Consider the following 22,135-nt stretch of genomic DNA (forward strand, 5'->3'; position numbering starts at 1 on the left):
TCAGCTTGGAAGGTAATGCCGTATGTTCTTCTGGGCAGCCGACGACTTGTCCGGGTTCATATTTGCATACGAAACGGCGTTTCCGATGACGCGCATCACGTAGTAGCGGGTCTCGAAATTGGACGGAATTTGCTCAATCCAGGTCACCCAGTCGACCGCGCCGGTGCGCGGATCGCCATTCAGGCGCAGCCATTCGTTCACGCGGCCCGGGCCAGCGTTATAGGCGGCAATCGCCAGCGGATAGGCGCCGTTATACCGATCCATGAGCCTTGCGAAGTGTGCATCGCCGAGACGGATGTTGTAGCTCGGACTTTCGGTCAGATTGGCAGACATATACTGTACGCCGATCTTGCCCGCTTCTTCGCGCGCCGTCCCCGGCATCAACTGCATCATCCCGCGAGCGCCGGCATGGCTGACACGCGTACGGTCGAATTCGCTTTCCTGGCGGGCGATTGCGTGAACCATCGTCCAGTTAGCGCCCGCATGAGTGGGTACGGTCGGAAAGCCGACGCGCTCGAAGCCGATCACTCCGGTTTCTCCAGCCACCATTCCAGCGACAACTGCCATTTCGTCGAGCCCGGTCTCCCGCGCCAACTCCGCGACAAGAGCCATTTCGGTGGGCGTATCGGCATTTTCGGCAATGGCTTCGAAGAAGGCGCGTTCAGTGCGCCAGTCGCGCCGGTTGCGCGCCATATCCCGCAGGGCGAGCGTCAAGGGTTCGGCCTGAAAGGCTTCGCGAGTATTGCCATCAATCCCGGTTGTCAGGACAGGATCGAAGGTAGGCAAGGGTTTACCGAGCTCGCTCAGAGCGAGCTGGCCATAGTAGTAATCGGGATAATCCGCCGCCATTGTCCAGTATCTCTGAGCTTCGGCGCGATCGCCTGCGCGTGCCGCAGCGCGGCCAGCCCAGTAAAACCCCTTGGAGCGGGTGAGGGGGGTCTTCGCCCCCGTTCCATAACGATAGAACAGCGGCGCGGCGCGACCGCCGTCACCAAGCGACCAGAGCGCCTTTGTGCCCCCGAGCCACATGAGGTCGGTATACTTGTCCCGCAATGTGAAGGATCCATCCGACACGTCCGTCCCGGGCGCAAATAGATCGTCCACTCTCGACGCGATGCTTACGGCACTTCGAGCGTCGGCGCCCTGAGCTACCCGCAGCGCCTCGCTAACGAAATCTGCTGCTTCGAAGGCAGGCGACGAGAATTCGGCGCGGGTCGAAAGGAGATTGATCGCGGACGGTAGTTGTCCGCTGCCGCGATAATGCTTGACGAGATTGTATACATAGCCGCTGTCATTCAGCGCCCCGTCGGGTACCGGAAGCCCGGCTGCGCTGGGGGTGCTACCTTGGAGAAGTGCGAGCCTTGCCTGCGCCATCGATCGATAGGCAGGCGAAACTCGGACGATCTGACGCGTAGCCGCCTCGAGATTGCCCTGCCATAGAAGCGCATCCATTCGCGCATCGTGATCTTCGGGTGAGAGGTTCTGAGAGAAAAGCCCCTGCATATACGCTTCGGCAGGGCCGCTCATCGTCCCACCGCGCCATGCTTCTCGGGCGAGAGCGGTCGCTTCAGGCCGATTCATCGCCGCGAGCGCGAGTGCATAGCGCGCCTTGGCGCCATTGGTGATCGGCGGGTGTGCGTCGAAGAACTGGACCAGCGCCTGCGGGGTTACCGCATCGCGATCCAGCGCAGCTTCGGCGCGACGCTGCAACAGGTCTTGTTTCGGGAAATTCGGATAATTGGTAACGAAACCGGCGTACTGCGCAAAGCCGAGATTATCCGTCGTCGTGAGATATTCCCATTGTCCGATTGCCTGAGAAATCCGCGTCGGCTGCTGGGCGACCATGGAATTGCCACCATCCGGCCAGCTCGTCGGTGTTTGTGCTTGCGCGGCGACAGGCAATGCCAGCGCGGTGCCAGCCATAAGTGCGAGTGACAAATAAGTTTTCCGGTCCATGCTGGACATACTGCCCGGCCCCTCCTTATCAGGCGGTGAATGAATTGTGTCGGCGGGTGCCTAAATTGCCCGCATTTCATACCTCTAACGCAGGACAGACGTAAATGTTCTCAGGCTCGATTCCGGCTCTGGCGACTCCCTTTCGCGACGGATCGTTCGACGAAGCTGCTTTCCGCAAGCTCGTCGACTGGCAAATAGAAAACGGCAGTAAGGCCCTGGTGCCATGCGGCACGACGGGCGAGGCTTCCACGCTATCGAATGCCGAACATCACCGCGTGATAGAAGTTTGCATCGAGCAGGCAGCAGGACGCGTGCCCGTCATTGCCGGCTGCGGAAGTAACGATACCCGTAATGCCCTGTTGCATATGCAGTTTTCTAAAAAGGCAGGTGCGGCAGCAGGGTTGTGCGTTGCGCCCTATTACAACCGGCCGAGTCAGACAGGTCTCATCGCACACTTCAGTTTCCTCGCAGAGAACAGCGATCTGCCCATCGTTCTATATAATGTCCCAGGGCGAACTGTGACAGATATCGAGGACGAAACAGTTGTCGAACTGGTGCGCAAGTATCCCAAGAGGATCGTGGCCATAAAGGACGCCAGCGGCGACCTATCGCGGGTCGCGGACCATCGCATGGGGATAGGGCATGAATTCTGCCAGCTCTCAGGCAATGACGAACTTTGGCTCCCGCATTCGGCCGCGGGTGGATCGGGCTGCATTTCGGTGACGGCAAATGTCGCGCCTGCCTTGTGCGCCGAATTCCACGAGGCGATTGCTGCCAATGAACTGGTCAAGGCTCGTGAGCTCAACGACCGGCTATTCCCGCTGCATTACGCAATGTTCTCCGACGCGAGTCCGGCGCCTGTGAAATACGCGCTCAGCCGCGTCCACGACTGGTTCTCTTGCGATGTTCGCCTGCCGCTGTGCAACGCCAGCGAGGACAGCCGCAAGGCAGTCGACGAGGCGCTGGAGCATGCCGGTCTGCTTTGACTTGGCATAGCGTCCGAGACACCCTAGATGCGCGCACCCTATGGCACGTCCCAAGCCCGCCACATTCGATAAGCAGAAAACCGTCGCCGACAATCGGCGCGTGCGGTTCGATTATCATGTCGATGAGGTTTTCGAGGCGGGGCTGGCTCTTCACGGGACCGAGGTCAAGGCACTAAGGGCTGGCCAAGCATCTATCAAGGAAAGCTACGCCGAAGTGCGTGACGGACAGGTGTGGCTCGTCAATGCCAACATTCCGGAGTATTCCCACGGCAATCGCCTCAATCATGAGCCGAAACGCCCGCGCAAACTTCTGCTTCATGAGCGAGAGATCGAGAAGCTTTTCGGGGCGGTAGAGCGCAAGGGAATGACGCTCGTGCCCTTGTCGATCTATTTCAATTCGACGGGACGGGCAAAGGTGGAACTCGCTTTGGCCAAGGGCAAACAGGCCCATGATAAAAGGCAGACCATCAAGGAACGCGACTGGAAGCGCGACAAGGCGCGATTAATGCGCGAAAAGGGATAAATAGCTCGCTCCCCTTTCGCATCGGGTTTGTGCTAACCACATCGATGATCATGCCTGCTTCGCCGCACCTTCCATCCGAATTTCTCCTGCGCCCGGTTCCGTGCGACTATTTCACCGGGTCGTGTCGGTGAAGGGCTTCAGGTCCAAGACCTTCCTCGCGGACTTGCTTCGCAAGCACATGCCGTCGCGTGAAGAGATGGCGGAGAATCGATTTCTAAAGCCGATCTCTCACCGCTTTCTCACACCAGAACTTTGGCGCTTTACCCGTCGCAGCGTGCCGAGAGGAGTGGCGCTTGGGCTGTTTGCTGCCTTTATCGTACCGATCGGACAGATTTTCCTCGCTGCGTTCATGGCTTTACCTGCACGTGCGAATGTTCCTCTTGCCGCGCTGGTCACTTTCGTCACCAACCCATTCACCCTGCCTTTCTGGTTATATTTTGCGAATCGGACGGGTCGTGTCGTACTGAATCTCGACGCCGCCGTCGGGGTCGGTGCAGGACGATTTGCCGAGAACAGCGGCGCTTTGGCTGGCTGGCTGGAAGTTGGCGGAGTGACTGCGTTCGGTTTCCTCGTGCTGGCAGTAGTGAGCGCCGCAGTTGGCTATCTTACTGCCGGATTCGTCTGGCGAGTGATTATCGCACGAAGACGGGAAAAGAGATTGGCCCGAATGGAAAGCCAGCTCGACGATCGACTGGGTGAGGAAGACGAATGAGCTGGGAAGGAGACCGCGATCTCGAGGGCTTGCCTCCCCTCCCGCTCATTCTTGGCATCGTAGTAGCTTTCGTATCATCGGTTGCGCTTGTCTGGCTGGCAGCGGGCACAGCGATTGTGGCAGGGGCCTATGGCGGCACTTTGCTGGTTGTGGTTTTCGCTTTGCTATTGGGGCCTCGCTTCAAACCAGATCAGCCCGGTGACGGGTTTGCGCACCCCGACTGGAGCGTTACATCTGCGGCAATTCAGAACCGGCGCCGCGGTGTTGCCGTGGTCGACCGCGCCAACAGGCTGACCTGCGCGAATTCAACTTACGAAAAATGGTTCGGCGCCGACCTAGCGCCGCACGAAATTCAATTCGGCGAAGAAGCGCTGGACAGAATTGCCACTGCGTCGCGGCAAGCGTGGCGTGAAGGTCATGCGGAATGCCAGGACCTTTCGTTGGCGTCGGCAAGCAACACCTACAGCCTGACCATAGAGCGAGTGGGGAGAGGCGAGGATTATCTGGTCTGGCGCTTCGGGGAAATCCTGAAGCAGCGCAGCTATGATGGCGTCGCTGACCGCATTTCCGGACCCTTCGGATCTGTTATTTCTCGCTCAGGCATCGAATTGGCACTCGTGGCGCCCGATGGCATCGTCCAGGTCGCAACACCGGGTCTGGCTGAGCGGGCTACAGGGGCGAAAGATACCACTCTTAGCGGACAGGAATTCGTGCAACTTCTGCGTTCGGATGATCGGGACCGAATATTCTTTGCAGGGGAAGGGCAGCAGGGTTCGCCGCAGACATTGGTTCATATTCCTCTCGACCCAGCGGCGGCGGCTGAAGGAGAGCCCGCTCCCGCGCTCATGGTCCTCGTTGACAGTGCCGTAGGGATAGGCGGGGGCGCACAAGCAAGCGGAAAGGCAGCGATTCCCCAGCTCGAAGCGTTGCTTTCGGCCTTGCCGCTCGGCTTGGCGCTCACGGATCGAGACGGGCGCTTTCTCTTCGCCAACAAGGCATTCCTGCGTGCCGTTGAGCGGGAAGCGAATGGGCTGCCCCAATTCCCGTCCGATCTCGTCGTGCGCGAAGACAAGGCCGCGATGGCTGACACTGTGCGCCGGTTCGCCAAGGGAGCCACTGCGAGCGGAGACATGGCGGTGCGGCTCGCCAACGACAAGGAAGAGCCGGTGTCGATTGGCCTCGCGGGTGTTCGCGGGTTGGGGGATGCTGCCGTCTTGCTTTCCATCAGCGACTCTACCGAAGAGAAGCGCTTGCGGCGCCAAGTTGCGCAGGCGACGAAGATGCAGGCCGTCGGCCAACTGGCCGGCGGGGTCGCGCACGATTTCAACAATGTTCTGACCGCCATCATCGGCTATTGCGATCTCATGCTGCTCCGCCATACTCCAGGCGATAGCGATTACGACGATATCCAGCAGATCAAGGCGAATTCCAACCGGGCAGCCTCGCTCACCCGTCAACTTCTTGCTTTCAGCCGCCAACAGACCTTGCGTCCGGTTGTGCTGCAAATGCCGGATGTGGTCAGCGAAGTCAGCCAGCTGTTGAAGCGCCTTATGGGCGACAAGGTCGAATTCGCGGTGCGCCACGACCGCGAACTGGGGCCGGTCCGCGCCGATCCCCAGCAGCTCGAACAGGTCATCATTAATCTCGCGGTGAATGCGCGCGATGCCATGCAGAGCCACGCGGCAAAGCTAGGTAAGCAGGACTGGAAGGGGCGTCTTACGCTCGCGACCCGCCGCGTGTCGGCAAGGGATGTTCGCAAGATGGGCATCGATATCATGCCCGCCGACGATTATACTGTCCTCATCGTACAAGACACTGGCGGCGGGATTCCGAGCGAAGACCTTAATAAGATATTCGAACCCTTCTTCACGACCAAGGAGCAGGGCAAAGGTACCGGCCTTGGCCTGTCGACGGTCTACGGGATCGTGAAGCAATCCAACGGTTTCATCTTTGCCGACAATGTCACCGATGCGAGCGGCAGGACGGCCGGCGCTCGGTTCACGATGTATCTCCCGGTGCACAAGGGTGAGATGCCTTCGGTCCAGAGGGTCGACGAACGCGAGGAAGTCAAGGCCAGCGAATGGTCTGGCGGAGGCAAGCTCTTGCTGGTGGAAGACGAGGATATGGTCCGCGCCGTTGCCGAGCGGGCTCTGACGCGGGCAGGATATGCTGTGACTACGGCGCGCGACGGTGAAGAAGGCCTGGGCCAGATCGCCAATGGAGACGTGGAGTTCGATCTAATCGTGTCGGATGTCGTCATGCCCGCAATGGATGGACCTGCCATGGCACGCGCGATCCGCAAGGTGAAGCCCAAGATACCTATTCTGTTCATGTCTGGATATGCGGAAGAGCAGTTGCGTAACGACATCGACATCGACAACATGCATTTCATACCTAAACCATTCAGCGTCCAGCAGATTAATGCAAAGGTGTCGGAGGTTCTGGGAGAGCAGGCGAAGTCGGAGGCCTGAAGAATCGGCCAAGCCCGCATTGGCCGGAAAAGGGAGAAGAGAATGAGGGTCCGCACACTTGGTGCCATCGGCGCGTTTTCAATCGCAACCGCTGGCCCTGCATTTCCGCAGAACGCTGCCGAAGGACTGGCACACCCGGAATCGACAGCGCAAGGCGATGTCTCGATCACGATCTACAACGGCGAGCGAAGCCTCGTGCAGGATATACGTCAGCTGTCGATTCCGGCTGGAGAAAGCACCATCAGCTTTCCCGACGTTTCTGCGCGGATCATGCCGGAGACGTTGAGCTTCGCTGCAGATGGCACGGCGATCGTCGAACAGAATTTCGATTTCGACCTCCTCACTCCCACAAAGTTGATGGAAAAGGCTGTCGGACAGACGATTACTCTTGTCCGGACCAATCCGGCGACAGGGGTGGAAACGCGCGAAAGGGCGACGGTTCTGTCCACGGCGGGCGGCGTAGTGGTAAAGATCGGCGACCGGATCGAGGTCCTGCGTGACGATGGCTTGCCGGTTCGCGCCATTTTCGATCGGGTTCCCAACAACCTGCGTTCCCGTCCCACCCTCTCTGTTACGCTCGATTCGATCCGCTCCGGTACGCGCCCGACGTCTATCCGCTATCTTACCAGCGGTCTCGGTTGGGCGGCAGATTATGTCGCACTTTTCGACGAAACCGACAATTCCTTGGACATGCAGGGCTGGGTGACGCTGACCAACCAGACGGGCACCACTTTCAAAGATGCGGACCTGTTGCTGGTTGCCGGCAATCCCACCGAAGGCAGCGGACGCCGGTCGCAGCCGCGTGCAATGGTAACGACTGGTACGGAAGCTGCCAATCGGGAATCCCTTGGTGACTTCTATCTCTATCCAATTAAAGGCCGTACTACGGTAGCCAACGCGCAGACAAAGCAGGTGAGCTTCCTCGACGTTCAGGGTGTGTCCGCTCGCCGTCGCTACGAGCGTCGGGCCGACTGGCTTGTGCGTGATGAGCAACCTGTCGCGGTCCGCAGCGCGATTTCGTTCAACACTTCCGGCTCTCGGGGACTTGGCGATGCACTACCCGCGGGAACCGTTCGTTTCTATCAGCGCGATCGGGAGGGCACGCCCCAATTCATCGGCGAATCGCGCATTGGCCACACACCAATGGGCAGCGATCTCTTCTTGCAGACCGGAGATGCATTCGATGTGTACGTGCAAGCCGAAGTCGAAAAGCGCGAAGAGATCGACAAAGTCGAATGGGAGAAAACATCGCGCTATCGGGTAATTGAGGACAACCAGGTGGTTCGTGAAACCGAGACCGAACGGGCGGTTCGGTATTTTCGCACTACGATGCGATACACCTTTTACAACGCCAAATCCGTTCCGGTCGACGTGGAATTTTATCAGGATGGTCTCTACCGCGGTTGGTGGTCACGCGATTATCGGATTGTTTCCGAAGATGTCGATGGCACAGAGGTAAATCCCGCGACGCGGAAATGGATCGTCAATGTTCCTGCCGAGAACGAGCGAGTGGTTCGGGTAGTCTACGAAACGAAATATTAAGCGCGGAGCCAGTCAGGTGCGCTTTGTCTCATCCTTGCTTGGACTCATCCTTGCTGCCGTGACCCAGCCGCTTGCGGGGCAGGAAGAGCGCTCCCGTATCTTTGCTTCCGAACCGAGCAAGTACGCTGTTACGGTCTACCGGGATCCGGAACGCTCGGTGGGAGAGCGGATGGATCGCGATATGCCGAAGGGCTATGCGATGATCAGCGAAACGCGGACGGTAACGCTGCCACCAGGGCGCTCGACCATTATGTTCGAAGGGGTCGCCGAGGGCATGGTGGCGGTTAGTGCAATCGTCAGCGGTCTTCCAGGCGGAACTATCGAAAAGAATCGGAACGCAGATCTTTTGTCACCCGCCGCATTGGTCGATCGCACACTCGGCAACAGAGTGACGATTACGCGCCTCAATCCGGGTACGGGGGTCTCGGAAAGCGAGACGGCTATAGTCCGGACGCGCGCCGATGGAGGTCTCGTTCTCCAGACGCGGGATGGCTACGAAGCGGTACGCTGCTCGGGCCTTTCGGAAAAATTGACTTTCGCTTCGGTGCCGCGCGAATTGTCTGCGAGGCCGATATTCAATATCGACACATTCAGTGAGACGGGTGGCAAGTTTGAAGTTGTCTTGACCTATCTGTCCTGGGGCTTCGATTGGGAGGCAAATTACGTAGCGCATCTGGGCGAGGGAGATCGCGACGGTTCGTTCGATACGCAGTTGATGAGTTGGCTGACGGTCCTGAACGACAACGGACAATCTTTCCCCGATGCCGAATTAATGGTGGTGGCCGGCCAAATTTCGATCGAGAGTTATTTCGAGGAACTGGCGACCGCACCGAGGGCAAGGGGGCTTAGGCTGACCTGCTATCCGTTGGGAGGTACCGCTCGTGGGTCACCAATTTACGGCGATGGCTTGCCGCGGCCTGAGGCGTCACCTTTAGAAGGATTCAATGGAGACGTGATCGTCGTCACTGGCCGCCGGGTTAGTCGCCAGAATCTGGAGTCGCCCGTGCCCGTGTCAGCCATTTCCGAGGAGGCAATGGCCCGGGAAGAGCAGTTGGCCGATCTCAAGCTTTACCGCGTGCCGCGCCCGGTTACCGTATCTTCCAATGGTATGAAGCAGATCGCGTTCCTGTCACGGGACCACGTGAGTACACGGTGGTTCTATGACGCCGAGTGCGATCCGATGGAGAGATTCGAGCGGAGTGATGAAAAGAACGATCTGGAGTATGCTCAGATCAGGCTCTTTACCGAGAACAAAAGAGAGTTCGGGCTTGGGGTTTCACTTCCCCTGGGTATCCTCAATGCCTTCGAGATGTCCTCTGCAGGGCCGCAGCTTGTCGCGGAAACTCAGTTGCGCGACTATCCCGTCGGGCAGCAAATCGAGCTCCCGCTGGGGAGCAGTGCAAAGGTCTTCTCCGTCTGCGGATACCAAGAGAGCGCTCCTCCCGGAGTGCACGCCTCCCGCTGGACCAAGGTGCGGGTGGTCCTTGCGAATGCGAATGATACCCCGGCGCAGGTTCGGGTGGACTTCGGATACCCGGACGAATGGGAAGTCCGAGCGCACGGGTTCGTACCCCACGTGAAGAATGGGAAACTGGTCGTCCACGTAGAAGTGCCTGCCAATGGAAGGTTCGAACGGGATTGGCTCATCCGGCGCCCGAAAGCGTATTTGATCGACCCGAAATAACAATTTCGGAAAAATTATGTTCTACTCTTGTTCTTATAGAACAAACACGGTACATGCCTTGGCAGTTGAAGAGTCGCTTCTGGCTCTGGAAATGCGAAAGGGGTGATGTCATGGCCGCCAGTCTGAAGATCGTGAAGGATAATGAAATGACTGGAGATCGCCAGAAGGCACTCGACGCCGCGCTTGCACAAATTGACCGTGCATTCGGCAAGGGTTCGGCCATGAAGCTGGGCCAGAAGGAAGCGATGCAGGTGGAGGCGATTTCCACCGGTTCGCTGGGCCTCGATATTGCATTGGGCGTCGGCGGTCTGCCGAAGGGCCGCGTTATCGAAATTTACGGGCCGGAAAGCTCAGGTAAAACGACCTTGGCACTGCACTGCATCGCAGAAGCGCAGAAGGCCGGTGGCACCGCGGCATTCGTCGATGCGGAGCACGCTCTCGATCCCGTTTATGCGAAGAAACTCGGCGTCGATATCGATGAACTGATCATATCGCAGCCCGATACGGGTGAGCAGGCGCTGGAGATTACAGATACTTTGGTCCGGTCGAATGCTGTTGACATCCTCGTGGTCGATTCGGTCGCCGCACTGGTGCCGCGCGCCGAGATTGAGGGCGAGATGGGCGATAGCCATGTCGGCCTTCAGGCACGTCTCATGTCTCAATCATTGCGCAAGCTGACCGGATCGATCAATCGCTCGAAGTGCATGGTGATCTTCATCAATCAGCTGCGCATGAAGATTGGTGTGATGTACGGTAACCCCGAAACCACGACGGGTGGCAACGCCCTGAAGTTCTATGCCTCGGTTCGTCTCGACATTCGCCGTACCGGTCAGATCAAGGATCGTGACGAAGTGGTCGGCAACGCGACCCGCGTGAAGGTGGTCAAAAACAAGGTGGCACCCCCCTTCAAGCAGGTTGAATTCGACATCATGTATGGCGAAGGTATCTCCAAGATCGGCGAAATTCTCGATCTGGGTGTGAAGGCTGGTGTAGTCGAAAAGTCCGGTAGTTGGTTCAGCTATGACAGTGTCCGAATTGGCCAAGGCCGTGAAAACGCGAAGACCTTCCTCAAGGAAAATCCCGAAATGTGCGCCCAGTTGGAAGCTGCGATCCGCGGCAAAACCGACAAGGTCGCCGAAGAGATGATGACAGGGCCGGACGCGGAAGACTGATCTCATTTCTTCAAGCGGGAGCGCGTGCGACCTCATTCCCCGTCGCCCGTACAGCCGGACTGTCCCCCGGTGCTCCCGAAAACACGGAAAGCCGGTGCGTGCGCTCGTAATTTGCGCTGCACCGGTTTTTCGCGTTTTGGGTCTTCGAATAGGGCTAGTGGCGCTTGAGGCGAGCCGTCTCTAGATGTAGTTACAGCAAGGGAGAGCCGCATGACAATTATCGTCCACCATCTCAACAACAGCAGATCGCAGCGGGTTCTCTGGCTCCTGGAAGAACTGGGCGCAGATTACGACATTGTCGCCTACCAGCGCGATGCGCAAACGAATCTCGCCCCTGCAGAACTCAAGCAAACGCATCCGCTGGGCAAATCGCCAGTGATCGAAGAGGATGGCCGGCTAATCGCGGAAAGCGGTGCGATCATCGAATATCTCTGCGCGCGTCATGGAGGCGAAGTCTGGTTGCCCGATCGCGAAAGCAATCGATGGATCGACCATCTGGAATGGATGCAGTTTGCGGAAAGTTCCTTTTTCGTGCCTGTAATGCTGAAAATCTATGCGGGGCGACTGGGGGAGGCTGCCGCTCCCCTAATGCCGCGGGTGGAAGAGCAGCTGGAAGCGCATATCGCCTTTGCCGAGCAAAAAATTTCGGATGATTTGCATTTCGTTGGATCAAGCTGGAGCGCCGCTGATGTGATGATGAGTTTCCCGGCGGAAATCGCGGTCATGCAGGGCTATGGTGAAAGGGCCCCAAAGCTTGCACGCTTTGTCGAGGAAATTCACGCCCGTCCGGCTTGGCAACGTGCCCGAGAGCGGGGCGGCCCCTACTTCGGTTGGTAGCTATCAAACGTTTGATTCGATCGGACCGTGCATGTCCGCACGGTCCGATCGCAAGTGACAACGATCGCCGCTGAAAGTGAAATCTGTTACGCGCTAGTGTTCGTTCCCGACAGCTTTTCACCAATAATTGCTGTGGCGTGCGCGCCACAATTTCGACGTTTTCTTGAAAACTCACCCAAAGAATTCCGGCATTACTTGCGCCTCTAAAATTTTCTTGCAGTAGGAGCCTTCCGCAATTCTGCGGGGTCGTATTATCCAAATGGGGGTATAATACTTAAAATTGTACAGGCGCTCGCGCTCGCGGGTGCCGCCTTTTCGCTCGGCGGTTGTGCTACTGTTCTCAACGGCGTCAACCAAGACGTCGCTTTCGACTCAGATCCTGATGGCGCCGTTGTCGAATTGAGCTCGGGCCAGACCTGCACAACGCCTTGCGCATACGAACTGCGCCGTGGTGACGATCTTCGCGTCGACTTCAAACTCGAAGGCTACAAGCCCGAATACGTCTATGTGCAGAGCCGCATGGGCGGATCGACCTTCGGTAACATCATCGCCGGCGGCGGCATCGGGGCAGTGGTCGACGGCAGCAATGGCGCCGCCAACCACCTCGCACCGAACCCGGTCTATATCCGCCTGATACCTGTAGGGGGCGAGGGGGAAGCCGTATTGCTCGACAAGAAGGGCGAAGTTGTCATGACCGTCGCCGAGCATAACGCCAAGGTGGGCGAAGACGTCCGCAAGGGTCTCGAAGAACAGGGCGTGGTCGCGAAGGGCATGTAAGCCTTTCGGCATACACCCATCTGTTCGGCCCGTCCGCGCTTCGGTGCGGGCGGGCCGTTTTCTTGCGGGAGGGCGGTCACTCTGAGCGGGCTTTCCCGCTTGTCGCGCGCGCGGGTATTGCCTAACTGCGGCACTATGACGTCGACCAATGAAATACGCCGCTCCTTCCTCGATTATTTCGGCTCGAAGGACCATGCCGAGGTTCCGAGTGCGCCGCTGGTGCCCTTCAGCGATCCTACACTCATGTTCGTCAATGCGGGCATGGTTCCGTTCAAGAACGCTTTCACCGGTCTTGAAAAGCCGCCTGCGACGCGCGCGGTCAGCGCGCAGAAGTGCGTGCGTGCAGGGGGCAAGCACAACGACCTCGACAATGTCGGCTACACAGCACGCCATCACACTTTCTTCGAGATGCTGGGCAACTTCAGCTTTGGTGACTATTTCAAGGAACAGGCGATCGACAACGCCTGGAACCTGCTGACCAAGGAGTGGGGCCTGGATCCCGAGCGGCTTCTGGTCACCGTATATCATACGGACGACGAAGCCTTCGAGCTTTGGAAGAAGCGCACCGGTTTCGCCGATGAAAAGATCATTCGCATTCCCACCAAGGACAACTTCTGGGCGATGGGTTCCGACGGCCCATGCGGTCCATGTTCGGAGATCTTTTACGACCATGGGGATCACATCTGGGGTGGACCTCCCGGATCACCGGAGGAGGATGGGGACCGGTTTGTAGAGATATGGAACCTCGTCTTCATGCAGTTCACGCAAGAGAATGACGAGATCGTCGGAGACCTGCCCAAGCCCAGTATCGACACCGGCATGGGCATCGAGCGCGTCGCGGCGGTCATGCAGGGCGTACACGACAATTACGATACCGACACTTTCAAGGCTCTGATCGGCGCCAGTGAGGCGCTGACGGGAGTAAAAGCCGAAGGCGACCAGACTGCTAGCCATCGGGTCATCGCCGATCACCTGCGCTCTACAAGCTTCCTGCTCGCCGACGGAGTGCTGCCGAGCAACGAAGGCCGGGGTTATGTACTGCGCCGTATCATGCGACGGGCCATGCGCCATGCACACCTGCTGGGTGCAAGCAAGCCCCTGATGCATCGCCTTGTTCCGGAACTCGTCAGCGAGATGGGGGCTGCCTATCCCGAACTGGTTCGCGGCCAGGCCCTGATCCAGGAAGTTCTCGAGCGCGAAGAAGCGCAATTTCGCCGGACGCTGGAGAAGGGGTTGAAGCTTCTCGAGGAGGAGACAGGTGAACTGGGCGAGGGCGGTACGCTGGATGGCGAAACGGCGTTCAAGCTCTACGATACCTTTGGCTTTCCCTACGACCTGACCGAAGATGCATTGCGCGTCCGCGGCATCAGTGTTGATCGTGAAGGTTTCGATGCTTCGATGGCGGAGCAGAAGGCGGCTGCGCGGGCTGCGTGGAAGGGGTCGGGCGAAGCCGCCAGCGAAGACGTCTGGTTCGACATCGCCGAACGCGAGGGTTCGACAGAATTCACCGGCTATTCGTCCAGCACCGGCGAGGCCGAAGTGGTGGCATTGGTGAAGAACGGCGTAGAGGTGGAGAGTGCGGCTGAAGGAGACGAGGTAATTGTCCTCACCAATCAGACACCATTCTACGGGGAAAGCGGCGGTCAGACCGGTGATGCGGGACGGATATGGACACCCGAAGGCCTCGAGATGATCGTCTCGACTACAAACAAACCTCTCGGTCGTCTGCATGCCCACGTGGCGAAAATCGGCAGGGGCAACGTCAAGATCGGCGATGCAGTGCATCTCGAGATCAATGCCGATCGGCGCGATCAGATTCGAGCAAATCATTCGGCAACGCACCTTGTCCACGCTGCACTGCGCAATCGCCTTGGAGAGCATGTATCGCAGAAGGGTTCGCTGGTGGCCGCCGATCGCTTCCGCTTCGACTTCTCGCACCCCAAGCCGCTGAGCGACGAGGACATTGCCGCGATAGAGGTGGAAGTGAACGAAGAAATCCGCTCCAACGAGACCGTTGGAACCCGGCTGATGACACCGGACGATGCCGTTGCCGCCGGGGCCTTGGCGTTGTTCGGCGAGAAATACGGCGACGAAGTTCGCGTTCTTTCCATGGGCCGGAAGGGCGGTAAGGGACGGAATTATTCAGTGGAATTGTGCGGCGGGACACACGTCGAAGCCACAGGGGACATTGGTCTCTTCAAGATCGTTTCCGAAAGCGCGGTAAGTTCTGGTGTACGCCGGATCGAGGCACTTACCGGCGAAGCAGCACGCCAATGGCTTTTGGCGCGTGATGAGGCGCTCCGCACTATCGCTGGAGCTCTGAAGACCTCTCCTGATGAAGCTGCTTTGCGGGTCGCTGCCTTGGTCGAGGAACGTAAACGTCTAGAAAAGGAGCTTGCCGAAGCAAAGCGCGCGCTCGCCCTAGGTGGTGGAAGCGCAGGTAATTCGGATTCTGCCGATGAAGATGTTGGCGGAGTGAAATTCTCCGGTCAGGTCATAGATGGTCTCGACCCTAAGGAGCTGCGTCCACTGCTCGATGAGTCCAAAAACCGGATGGGATCCGGTATTGCCGCGATCTGCGCGATCAACGAGGGCAAGGGGGCTTTTGCGGTTGCGGTGACTGACGACCTTACCGAACGATTCAGTGCGGTTGATCTCGTGCGCGCTGGGGTCGAAGCACTTGGTGGCAAGGGCGGTGGCGGCCGGCCCGATATGGCGCAAGGGGGCGGACCGGACGGATCAAAGGCTGACGCTGCTATCGCAGCGGTGCGTGAGGCGCTGACCACTGAAAACGCCTGACCGGCGACAAGCCGATCAGGCGCGGGTTCTGTGCGCAAGATTGATCAGGCGCTGGGCGTCTTTTTGGTTACGCCACTGGAACCCTGTTCAATATCATAGCCCTCGGTATCTCCGGGCTTGCCGCGTCCATCATCTGGCGCCTTGTCCTTGCGTGGATCGGCGACATTCTGCGGCTTGAACTTTTCATCATTGGGCAGTGGCTTGGTTGGGTCAATGTCAGTCATATTGCTCTCCTTTAACCTACCAACGCGTAGGAAAAGGAAGAGTTCAACCGTCCACCGTGCTCGAGCGTAGCTTCGGCTTGTAGGAAAGCGCACCTTCCTTCTCAATCAAATCCCTGAATTCATCACGCTTTTCGTGAATCGAAGCAATCACCGGCCCCATAGCCACTCCGATATCGACGAGTACGGCTTCCGAAAGCTGCAGAGCCGCTTCCAGCGTCTCCGGCACGGCGTGACTAGCGCCCGCACGGTACAATTCCGCTGCATGAGCAATATCGCGGGCACGCGATACGATTAGCAGATCGGGATATTCGCTGCGAAGCTTGGATACCAGACGTGCGGCAAGTACCGGTTCGTCCATCGTAAGCACGATGGCTGGGGCGTTTTCCACGCCCAGCCTTGCCAGTGAGCCGCCACGCGCTGCGTCTCCAAACGTCGCGCGATAGCCCTCACGCTTGGCATATTCGATAAGGTCGGCATCGGAATCGATCGCCACGTAGGGCTTATCATGCGCTTTCAGCATTTGAGCCACCAATCGGCCGACGCGTCCGATCCCCACGACGATGACCTTCCCCTTGCCATCGTCATCAGCGGGGAGTTCCGGCGCCGGCTCCACGCGCCGGGCAACAATGCGGCCCAGTCGTGCGAGGAGCGGGGTGACCGTCAGTCCGATTGCGGTGACGATCTGCCAGAACTGTGCCGTGCCCGGCTGTATAAGCAGCGCCGAACTGGCGGCGGTCAGCACGATAAGTGTGGTCTCCGACGGGCTTGCCATCAAGATCCCGGTCTCGGCTGCAGTGCTGCGCCGTGCACCCATCAGTCGCAGGAGCACCCCTGTAAGTACGGCCTTGAACAGGAGCACTCCGATCACCGCTGTCGCGATCAGACCAAAATATTCCCAGATGGTGGCAAGATCGATAGTCATTCCCACCGTGATGAGGAATATTCCGAGCGCGAGCCCCTTGAAGGGCTCCATGATGCCTTCAACTTCCTGATGGTATTCGGTTTCAGCAATGAGCAGGCCCGCAATCAAGGCACCCACGATGGGCGAGAGTCCTACCGCGGCAGTGGCGAGACTCGCTCCTATGACCACCAGCATGGCCGCAGCGAGAAAGAGTTCGGGACTTTTGGTTCGCGCAGCCTGAGCGAAGAGACGTGGCAATGCGATCCGGCCCGCGATCATCATGACCGCAATCACCGCTGCACCCTGCCACAGTGTGGTCACCAAGCCTTCCCATCCTTCCGAAGCGGCATTGGGAGCCATCGCGCCGAGAATGAAGACGATCGGCACGATCATTATGTCTTCGAAAAGCAGCATTGAGAGCGCCGCGCGGCCCACAGGGCTCGAGGTGCCTGAAATTGGCAGGACAATTGCAGTTGAGGAAAAGGCGAGGGCGAAGCCCAATGCCAGCGCTCCTGTCCAGAACTGGCCCATCATTGAAAGCACGATGGCGAGGATTACCCCGCCGATGAGCAACTCCGCAGCGCCAAGACCGAAGACAAGCCGTCGTAATTGCCACAGGCGTTTGAATGACAATTCCAGCCCGATGGCAAAGAGCAACAGGATGATGCCGAATTCGGCGAAGGGTTCCAGCGCTTCCGGATCAGATATCGTTATATGTTCAAGCCAGGGTCGCTCAAAGACGAGTTGACCCAAGCCATATGGACCCACCGCTATGCCGATCAGGATGAATCCGATCACGGGCGTAATGCGGAAGCGCGTAAAGACGGGTATGACCAGACCCGCCGCGCCAAGAATGACGAGCGCGTCGGAGATTGCCGGAGATGCAAGGTCGCCCGAAGCCATAGGTAAGCTCTAAACAGCCAGCGTTGCGAAGTCACGAAGGTTGGGAATGTTAGCCCCCGCCGGGATGCGCCGGGCCGAGCGGTTCGCGGCGCGGCCGGGGCTTGCCTGGATGTTTGCCATCTTCATCCCACTCGATCCGGTAAAGGTCGAAGCGACGATCAGCCAAGTTGCGCACGGTACCTTCTGCCCGGGCCCATTGGAGGTCGGCCAGGTTGATATCGCTGATCGTCAACGTTTCCACGTTCTCGGTCGCCTCGGCGGCAATGCCATCGCGTGCGAAAGGGAAATCACACGGTGTCAAAATGCAGCTTTGCGCATATTGGATGTCCATGTTGCCCACATTGGGCAGATTTCCGACATTGCCGGACAGAACGACGAAACACTGATTTTCGATAGCCCTAGCCTGCGAGCAATAGCGAACGCGCAAATATCCCTGACGACTATCGGTACAGAACGGCACGAAGATGATCCGGGCGCCTTCGTCCGCAAGGCGGCGGCTGAGTTCGGGGAACTCGCTGTCATAGCAAATCTGCACGCCGATCGGACCGCAGTCGGTCTGGATGACCTCGACCTTGTCGCCGCCCTTGATGTTCCACCAATATCGCTCGTTAGGGGTAGGATGGATCTTTTCCTGTGCATGGACAGATCCGTCGCGCAGGCAAACGTAGGCTACGTTATGAATGTCTCCATCGTCCATGCGCGTAGGGTGGCTGCCGGCGATGATATTGATATTATAGCGCATCGCCATTTCCGAAATGTCGTTACGCAGGCGAGGGGTGTATTCCGACAAACGCTCGATAGCCTCGACCGGCGAGAGTTCCTTCTCTTCGAAACTCAGCAGCATCAGCGTGAAGAGTTCTGGAAAAACGATGAAGTCTGCTTCGTAATCGCTTGCGACATCTACGAAATACGTCACGTGACGCATGAATTCGTCATAATCAGCTACCTGCCGTGCCTGAAGCTGGCACGTCGCCACGCGGACAGCTTCGACGCCTCGGGGTAGCCGCTTTTTTACCGGCTGGTCGCGCTCCACATAGGGGTTGCGCCACACCATCATGATGGCGTTGGCCATGCTCGCTTTGTCTTCGGGTAGGTAGCCTTCCATAACCCGTTCGGGTTCGAAGCCGTTGGCGAGCTGGAAACGCAGCACGGGATCATGCAGTTTTCCCTCGACAACCTTTTCGAGATAATCCTGCGGTCCATCTACTTTCCGCCGACTACGGCGATAGTTCGGCATGCGCCCCGCGAACACGATCCCTGTCAGGTCGCGGTCTTCGGCGAGAGCGCGGCGCTCTTCGTACAACCGCCTACCGATCCTGACACCGCGGACCTTCGGATCGACGCACATTTCGTAGCCGTAAAGCCAGTCCCCAGTGGGGTCGTGGCGGCTGCCGTAGCCGTTTCCGGTTATCTCGTCCCAGTCATGATCCTGAAAGGCCAAGGCTTCTGCCACCTGCATGGTCGCGCAATAGCCGACCACCCTGTCGTCTAGCAGGGCAACGAAACACCCTTCGGAAAAATTGTTGATCTGACCGCGGATCTCGCCGTGAGTATAAGCTGGCATATCTTCGTAAACGCGCCGCACCAGATCCGCGATGCCGCGAATATCCTTGATCCTGGCATTGCGGATTTCGAGGCGCTTCTGGCCGAATTTCTCCGAACTCTTCCGGCGAATTGCGCGCTTCTTCGTAGGCTGTTTGGCCATTCTTACCCCGTCAGTTTTGGTCGACCCCAAAGAAAAACCGGGGCCGGCAGAGGCCGACCCCGGTGATCTGGCTTATCTGGGTAATGACCCAGAAGCGTTCCGGTTTCAGGCTGCCTTCGCCATTTCCGCTTCCAGCCCTTCGACAATTGCTTCGAAGAACTGTTCAGTGGTCATCCAGCTCTGGTCCGGACCGATGAGCAATGCGAGATCCTTGGTCATCTTGCCGCTTTCGACCGTCCGGATGCAGACCCGCTCAAGCGTTTCGGCAAACTTCACGACTTCCGGCGTGTCGTCGAACTTGCCGCGATACATGAGACCGCGCGTCCAGGCGAAGATGCTGGCGATCGGGTTCGTCGAAGTCGCCTTACCCTGCTGGTGCTGGCGATAGTGGCGGGTGACGGTGCCGTGTGCTGCTTCCGCTTCCACAGTCTTGCCATCGGGGGTCATCAGGACCGAAGTCATCAGGCCGAGCGAGCCGAAGCCCTGTGCAACGATGTCCGACTGGACGTCGCCGTCGTAGTTCTTGCAGGCCCACACGAACTTGCCGCTCCATTTCAGCGCGGCTGCGACCATGTCATCGATCAGGCGGTGTTCGTAGGTCAGACCGTGCTTGTCGAAGTCGGCTTTGTATTCAGCGTCGAAGATTTCCTGGAACAGGTCCTTGAATCGGCCATCGTACTTTTTGAGGATGGTGTTCTTGGTCGACAGATATACCGGCCACTTCCGGTCAAGGCCGTAAGCGAAGCTTGCACGGGCAAAATCGCGGATGCTGTCGTCGAGATTGTACATCGTCAGGGCGACACCCGGGCTGGGGAACTCGAACACGTCTATGTCAATATTCTCGCCGTCCTCCCCCTCGAATACCATGCGCAGCTTACCCTTGCCGGGAATAAGCGTGTCTTTGGCGCGATACTGATCGCCATAGGCATGACGGCCGACAACGATCGGGTCGGTCCAGCCAGGGACGAGACGCGGGACGTTATCGATCACGATAGGCTCGCGGAAGACAACGCCACCGAGAATGTTGCGGATCGTTCCGTTCGGGCTGACCCACATCTTTTTAAGGCCGAATTCCTCGACGCGCTGCTCGTCCGGAGTGATGGTGGCGCACTTTACGCCGACACCATGTTCCTTGATCGCGTTCGCAGCGTCGACGGTGATCTGATCATCCGTAGCGTCGCGACTCTCGATGGAAAGGTCGTAGTATTTGAGATCGATATCGAGATAGGGAAGGATCAGCCGTTCGCGGATCCATTTCCAGATGATTTTCGTCATTTCGTCGCCGTCGATTTCGACGACCGGGTTGGCTACCTTGATCTTGGCCATGGGTTTCCTGTCAGTTCGAATGGAGTTGGCGGCGCTTTAGCAGACAGGAGGCCAAGGGCAAGGTAGCGGACACGAGCCAAATTTAGCGACCGGTTCGATCTGCCATGTTGACACGTTATGTATTGCCTCCACGAGCATTTCCGGCTTATGCAACAGCGTCGGCGCGAACGATGGGGCCGCAAGATCAAATCAGAGTGAAAGAGGTCATTCTGTCGATGCGCAATCGGCAGTGAATTTCGGTTATGCCGATCCAGGATTATCTCGAAAACAGCGTTCGCCCGTCGATGGAGCATCGGCGGATACAGCTTTATGCCGCGCTGTTCCTGCTTGATATCGCAATTCTTTTCGGAAGTTTTTGGCTTGCTGGCTATCTACTCATCGGCCAATTGCCGTCCCTGAGGGCTGTTCAGGTCATGCAATTCACCGTGCCGATATTCGTGGTCATCGCGATTTATAATCGGCTTTATTCGATACGTGCACTCGAAGAATTCCGACACGCGGTGGTCCGACTTGCGATTTCTCTTTCGGTTTCGGCAATGCTTTTCCTGGTGATGACGTTTTATGTCGGATCCAGCAGCGATTTTGCCCGGCTCACATTTTCGCTAGCAATCGGCACGGCATTCGTCGGCATGGTGGTAATTCGTCGTATCGTGTGCTGGAGCATTATCCGAAACTTTCGCGGGCGTGTTTCGAACGTATTGCTGATCGAGGACGGTGGGCCAAAAATCGATCTGCCTGGCGTTGACCGGTTCGCTGCAGACGCAGTTCTTTTAGAGAATGCGCAACGCGATCCTGAAACACTCGATTCATTGGGGCGGACGATGCGCAACATGGATCGTGTGATCGTAAGTTGCCCTCTCGACAGACGAGTCTTCTGGACCCGCATCATGCGCGCAGCGGGGGTCCACGGAGAAGTCGTGTCGGAAGCTCTCCAGGAGTTGGGTGCTCTGTCGTTGGAAAGGGAGCATGGCTGGTCTTTCCTTGTGGTTTCCGCCGGTCCCTTGGGGCTTCAGGCTCGCCTGACAAAAAGGATGATCGACCTTGCGTTCACCGTTCCTGCGCTATTTTTGCTTGGCCCGGTGATGTTGATTGTCGCGCTCTTGATTAAACTTGAGGACGGCGGGCCGGTATTCTTCGTGCAACCCCGGATGGGGCAAGGCAATTGCATGTTCGACATGCTGAAGTTCCGGTCGATGAAGGTCGAGCGTCTGGATAGCAGCGGCACCCGATCGACCTCGCGCGAGGATGATCGGATAACGCGGATGGGGAGGTTCATTCGGCGAACGAGCATTGATGAATTGCCTCAGCTCATCAATGTCCTGCGCTCGGAAATGAGCTTAGTGGGTCCTCGCCCACATGCCTTGGGTTCGCTCGCAAATGACAAGCTTTTCTGGGAAATCGATGGCGATTACTGGCAGCGGCATTCGCTGAAGCCCGGCTTGACGGGCCTTGCGCAGGTTCGCGGACATCGCGGCGCTACCGAAACCGAAGGGCATCTTACCGACCGGCTCCAAGCCGATCTCGAATACATTAGGACCTGGTCACCTTGGACTGACTTCAAGATCATGCTGGCGACGGCCCGGGTGCTGGTTCACCACAACGCATATTGAGCGCCAG

The 22,135-nt window shown here is 58.1% G+C and carries 16 protein-coding genes; 11 read left to right on the forward strand and 5 right to left on the reverse strand.

Features of this window, described 5'->3' with window-relative positions; translation table 11 throughout:
* Window positions 1-1,923, reverse strand: a complete 1,923-nt coding sequence (locus GRI69_RS08715) for a lytic transglycosylase domain-containing protein (protein WP_160728165.1) — start codon at window positions 1,921-1,923, stop codon at window positions 1-3.
* 137 nt (window positions 1,924-2,060) lie between these two features.
* On the opposite strand from GRI69_RS08715, the gene dapA reads away from it, so the two are divergent.
* From dapA to alaS, 10 genes are all read left to right on the forward strand, one after another.
* A complete protein-coding gene (gene dapA, locus GRI69_RS08720; protein WP_160727900.1) occupies window positions 2,061-2,942 on the forward strand; it encodes a 4-hydroxy-tetrahydrodipicolinate synthase in 882 nt (293 codons plus the stop codon).
* 40 nt (window positions 2,943-2,982) lie between these two features.
* The gene (smpB, locus tag GRI69_RS08725) at window positions 2,983-3,465 is read left to right on the forward strand and encodes an SsrA-binding protein SmpB (protein WP_160727901.1); all 483 of its coding nucleotides are present in this window, start codon (window positions 2,983-2,985) and stop codon (window positions 3,463-3,465) included.
* A gap of 127 nt (window positions 3,466-3,592) precedes the next feature.
* Window positions 3,593-4,177, forward strand: coding sequence for a DUF2062 domain-containing protein (locus GRI69_RS08730; protein ID WP_160728166.1), 585 nt, complete (start codon window positions 3,593-3,595; stop codon window positions 4,175-4,177).
* A complete protein-coding gene (locus GRI69_RS08735) occupies window positions 4,174-6,648 on the forward strand; it encodes a response regulator (RefSeq protein WP_160727902.1) in 2,475 nt (824 codons plus the stop codon). Before GRI69_RS08730 ends, GRI69_RS08735 begins: the two co-directional genes overlap by 4 nt.
* A gap of 42 nt (window positions 6,649-6,690) precedes the next feature.
* A complete protein-coding gene (locus GRI69_RS08740; RefSeq protein ID WP_160727903.1) occupies window positions 6,691-8,190 on the forward strand; it encodes a DUF4139 domain-containing protein in 1,500 nt (499 codons plus the stop codon).
* 16 nt (window positions 8,191-8,206) lie between these two features.
* Window positions 8,207-9,874 (forward strand): DUF4139 domain-containing protein, encoded by a 1,668-nt coding sequence (locus tag GRI69_RS08745; RefSeq protein WP_237453024.1) that lies wholly within the window; start codon window positions 8,207-8,209, stop codon window positions 9,872-9,874.
* 110 nt (window positions 9,875-9,984) lie between these two features.
* Entirely contained in the window at window positions 9,985-11,046 is a 1,062-nt protein-coding gene (gene recA, locus GRI69_RS08750) for a recombinase RecA (protein WP_160727905.1), read from the forward strand.
* A 210-nt stretch (window positions 11,047-11,256) separates the two neighbouring features.
* The gene (locus GRI69_RS08755) at window positions 11,257-11,883 is read left to right on the forward strand and encodes a glutathione S-transferase family protein (protein WP_160727906.1); all 627 of its coding nucleotides are present in this window, start codon (window positions 11,257-11,259) and stop codon (window positions 11,881-11,883) included.
* A 399-nt stretch (window positions 11,884-12,282) separates the two neighbouring features.
* The gene (locus tag GRI69_RS08760) at window positions 12,283-12,660 is read left to right on the forward strand and encodes a hypothetical protein (protein WP_160727907.1); all 378 of its coding nucleotides are present in this window, start codon (window positions 12,283-12,285) and stop codon (window positions 12,658-12,660) included.
* A gap of 135 nt (window positions 12,661-12,795) precedes the next feature.
* Window positions 12,796-15,459 carry an alanine--tRNA ligase gene (alaS, locus tag GRI69_RS08765; RefSeq protein WP_160727908.1) on the forward strand — a complete coding sequence of 888 codons (2,664 nt, stop codon included), beginning with the start codon at window positions 12,796-12,798 and terminating at the stop codon, window positions 15,457-15,459.
* A gap of 44 nt (window positions 15,460-15,503) precedes the next feature.
* Here the strand turns inward: alaS and GRI69_RS08770 are convergent, their stop codons facing one another.
* The 4 genes from GRI69_RS08770 to GRI69_RS08785 all read right to left on the reverse strand — a co-directional run bounded on the left by GRI69_RS08770 (window position 15,504) and on the right by GRI69_RS08785 (window position 20,518).
* Window positions 15,504-15,683, reverse strand: coding sequence for a hypothetical protein (locus tag GRI69_RS08770; protein ID WP_160727909.1), 180 nt, complete (start codon window positions 15,681-15,683; stop codon window positions 15,504-15,506).
* Window positions 15,684-15,726: 43 nt separating this feature from the next.
* Window positions 15,727-17,487 (reverse strand): cation:proton antiporter domain-containing protein, encoded by a 1,761-nt coding sequence (locus tag GRI69_RS08775; RefSeq protein WP_160727910.1) that lies wholly within the window; start codon window positions 17,485-17,487, stop codon window positions 15,727-15,729.
* 49 nt (window positions 17,488-17,536) lie between these two features.
* On the reverse strand, window positions 17,537-19,192 hold the full coding sequence (locus GRI69_RS08780) for a carbon-nitrogen hydrolase family protein (protein WP_160727911.1): 1,656 nt from the start codon (window positions 19,190-19,192) through the stop codon (window positions 17,537-17,539).
* Between the two features lie 105 nt (window positions 19,193-19,297).
* On the reverse strand, window positions 19,298-20,518 hold the full coding sequence (locus GRI69_RS08785) for an NADP-dependent isocitrate dehydrogenase (protein ID WP_160727912.1): 1,221 nt from the start codon (window positions 20,516-20,518) through the stop codon (window positions 19,298-19,300).
* A gap of 242 nt (window positions 20,519-20,760) precedes the next feature.
* On the opposite strand from GRI69_RS08785, the gene GRI69_RS08790 reads away from it, so the two are divergent.
* Window positions 20,761-22,128, forward strand: a complete 1,368-nt coding sequence (locus GRI69_RS08790; protein WP_237453025.1) for a sugar transferase — start codon at window positions 20,761-20,763, stop codon at window positions 22,126-22,128.
* Window positions 22,129-22,135: the final 7 nt, after the last annotated feature.

It is taken from the genome of Qipengyuania vulgaris (genome assembly GCF_009827325.1).
Taxonomy (GTDB): Bacteria; Pseudomonadota; Alphaproteobacteria; order Sphingomonadales; family Sphingomonadaceae; genus Qipengyuania; species Qipengyuania vulgaris.

Coding starts and splice junctions, on each gene's coding strand:
- GRI69_RS08740 (WP_160727903.1), top strand. CDS start 6,691: ATGAGGGTCCGCACACTTGGTGCCATCGGCGCGTTTTCAATCGCAACC.
- dapA (WP_160727900.1), top strand. CDS start 2,061: ATGTTCTCAGGCTCGATTCCGGCTCTGGCGACTCCCTTTCGCGACGGA.
- smpB (WP_160727901.1), top strand. CDS start 2,983: ATGGCACGTCCCAAGCCCGCCACATTCGATAAGCAGAAAACCGTCGCC.
- recA (WP_160727905.1), top strand. CDS start 9,985: ATGGCCGCCAGTCTGAAGATCGTGAAGGATAATGAAATGACTGGAGAT.
- GRI69_RS08790 (WP_237453025.1), top strand. CDS start 20,761: ATGCCGATCCAGGATTATCTCGAAAACAGCGTTCGCCCGTCGATGGAG.
- GRI69_RS08775 (WP_160727910.1), bottom strand. CDS start 17,487: ATGGCTTCGGGCGACCTTGCATCTCCGGCAATCTCCGACGCGCTCGTC.
- GRI69_RS08715 (WP_160728165.1), bottom strand. CDS start 1,923: ATGGCTGGCACCGCGCTGGCATTGCCTGTCGCCGCGCAAGCACAAACA.
- GRI69_RS08780 (WP_160727911.1), bottom strand. CDS start 19,192: ATGGCCAAACAGCCTACGAAGAAGCGCGCAATTCGCCGGAAGAGTTCG.
- GRI69_RS08735 (WP_160727902.1), top strand. CDS start 4,174: ATGAGCTGGGAAGGAGACCGCGATCTCGAGGGCTTGCCTCCCCTCCCG.
- GRI69_RS08785 (WP_160727912.1), bottom strand. CDS start 20,518: ATGGCCAAGATCAAGGTAGCCAACCCGGTCGTCGAAATCGACGGCGAC.
- GRI69_RS08770 (WP_160727909.1), bottom strand. CDS start 15,683: ATGACTGACATTGACCCAACCAAGCCACTGCCCAATGATGAAAAGTTC.
- alaS (WP_160727908.1), top strand. CDS start 12,796: ATGACGTCGACCAATGAAATACGCCGCTCCTTCCTCGATTATTTCGGC.
- GRI69_RS08755 (WP_160727906.1), top strand. CDS start 11,257: ATGACAATTATCGTCCACCATCTCAACAACAGCAGATCGCAGCGGGTT.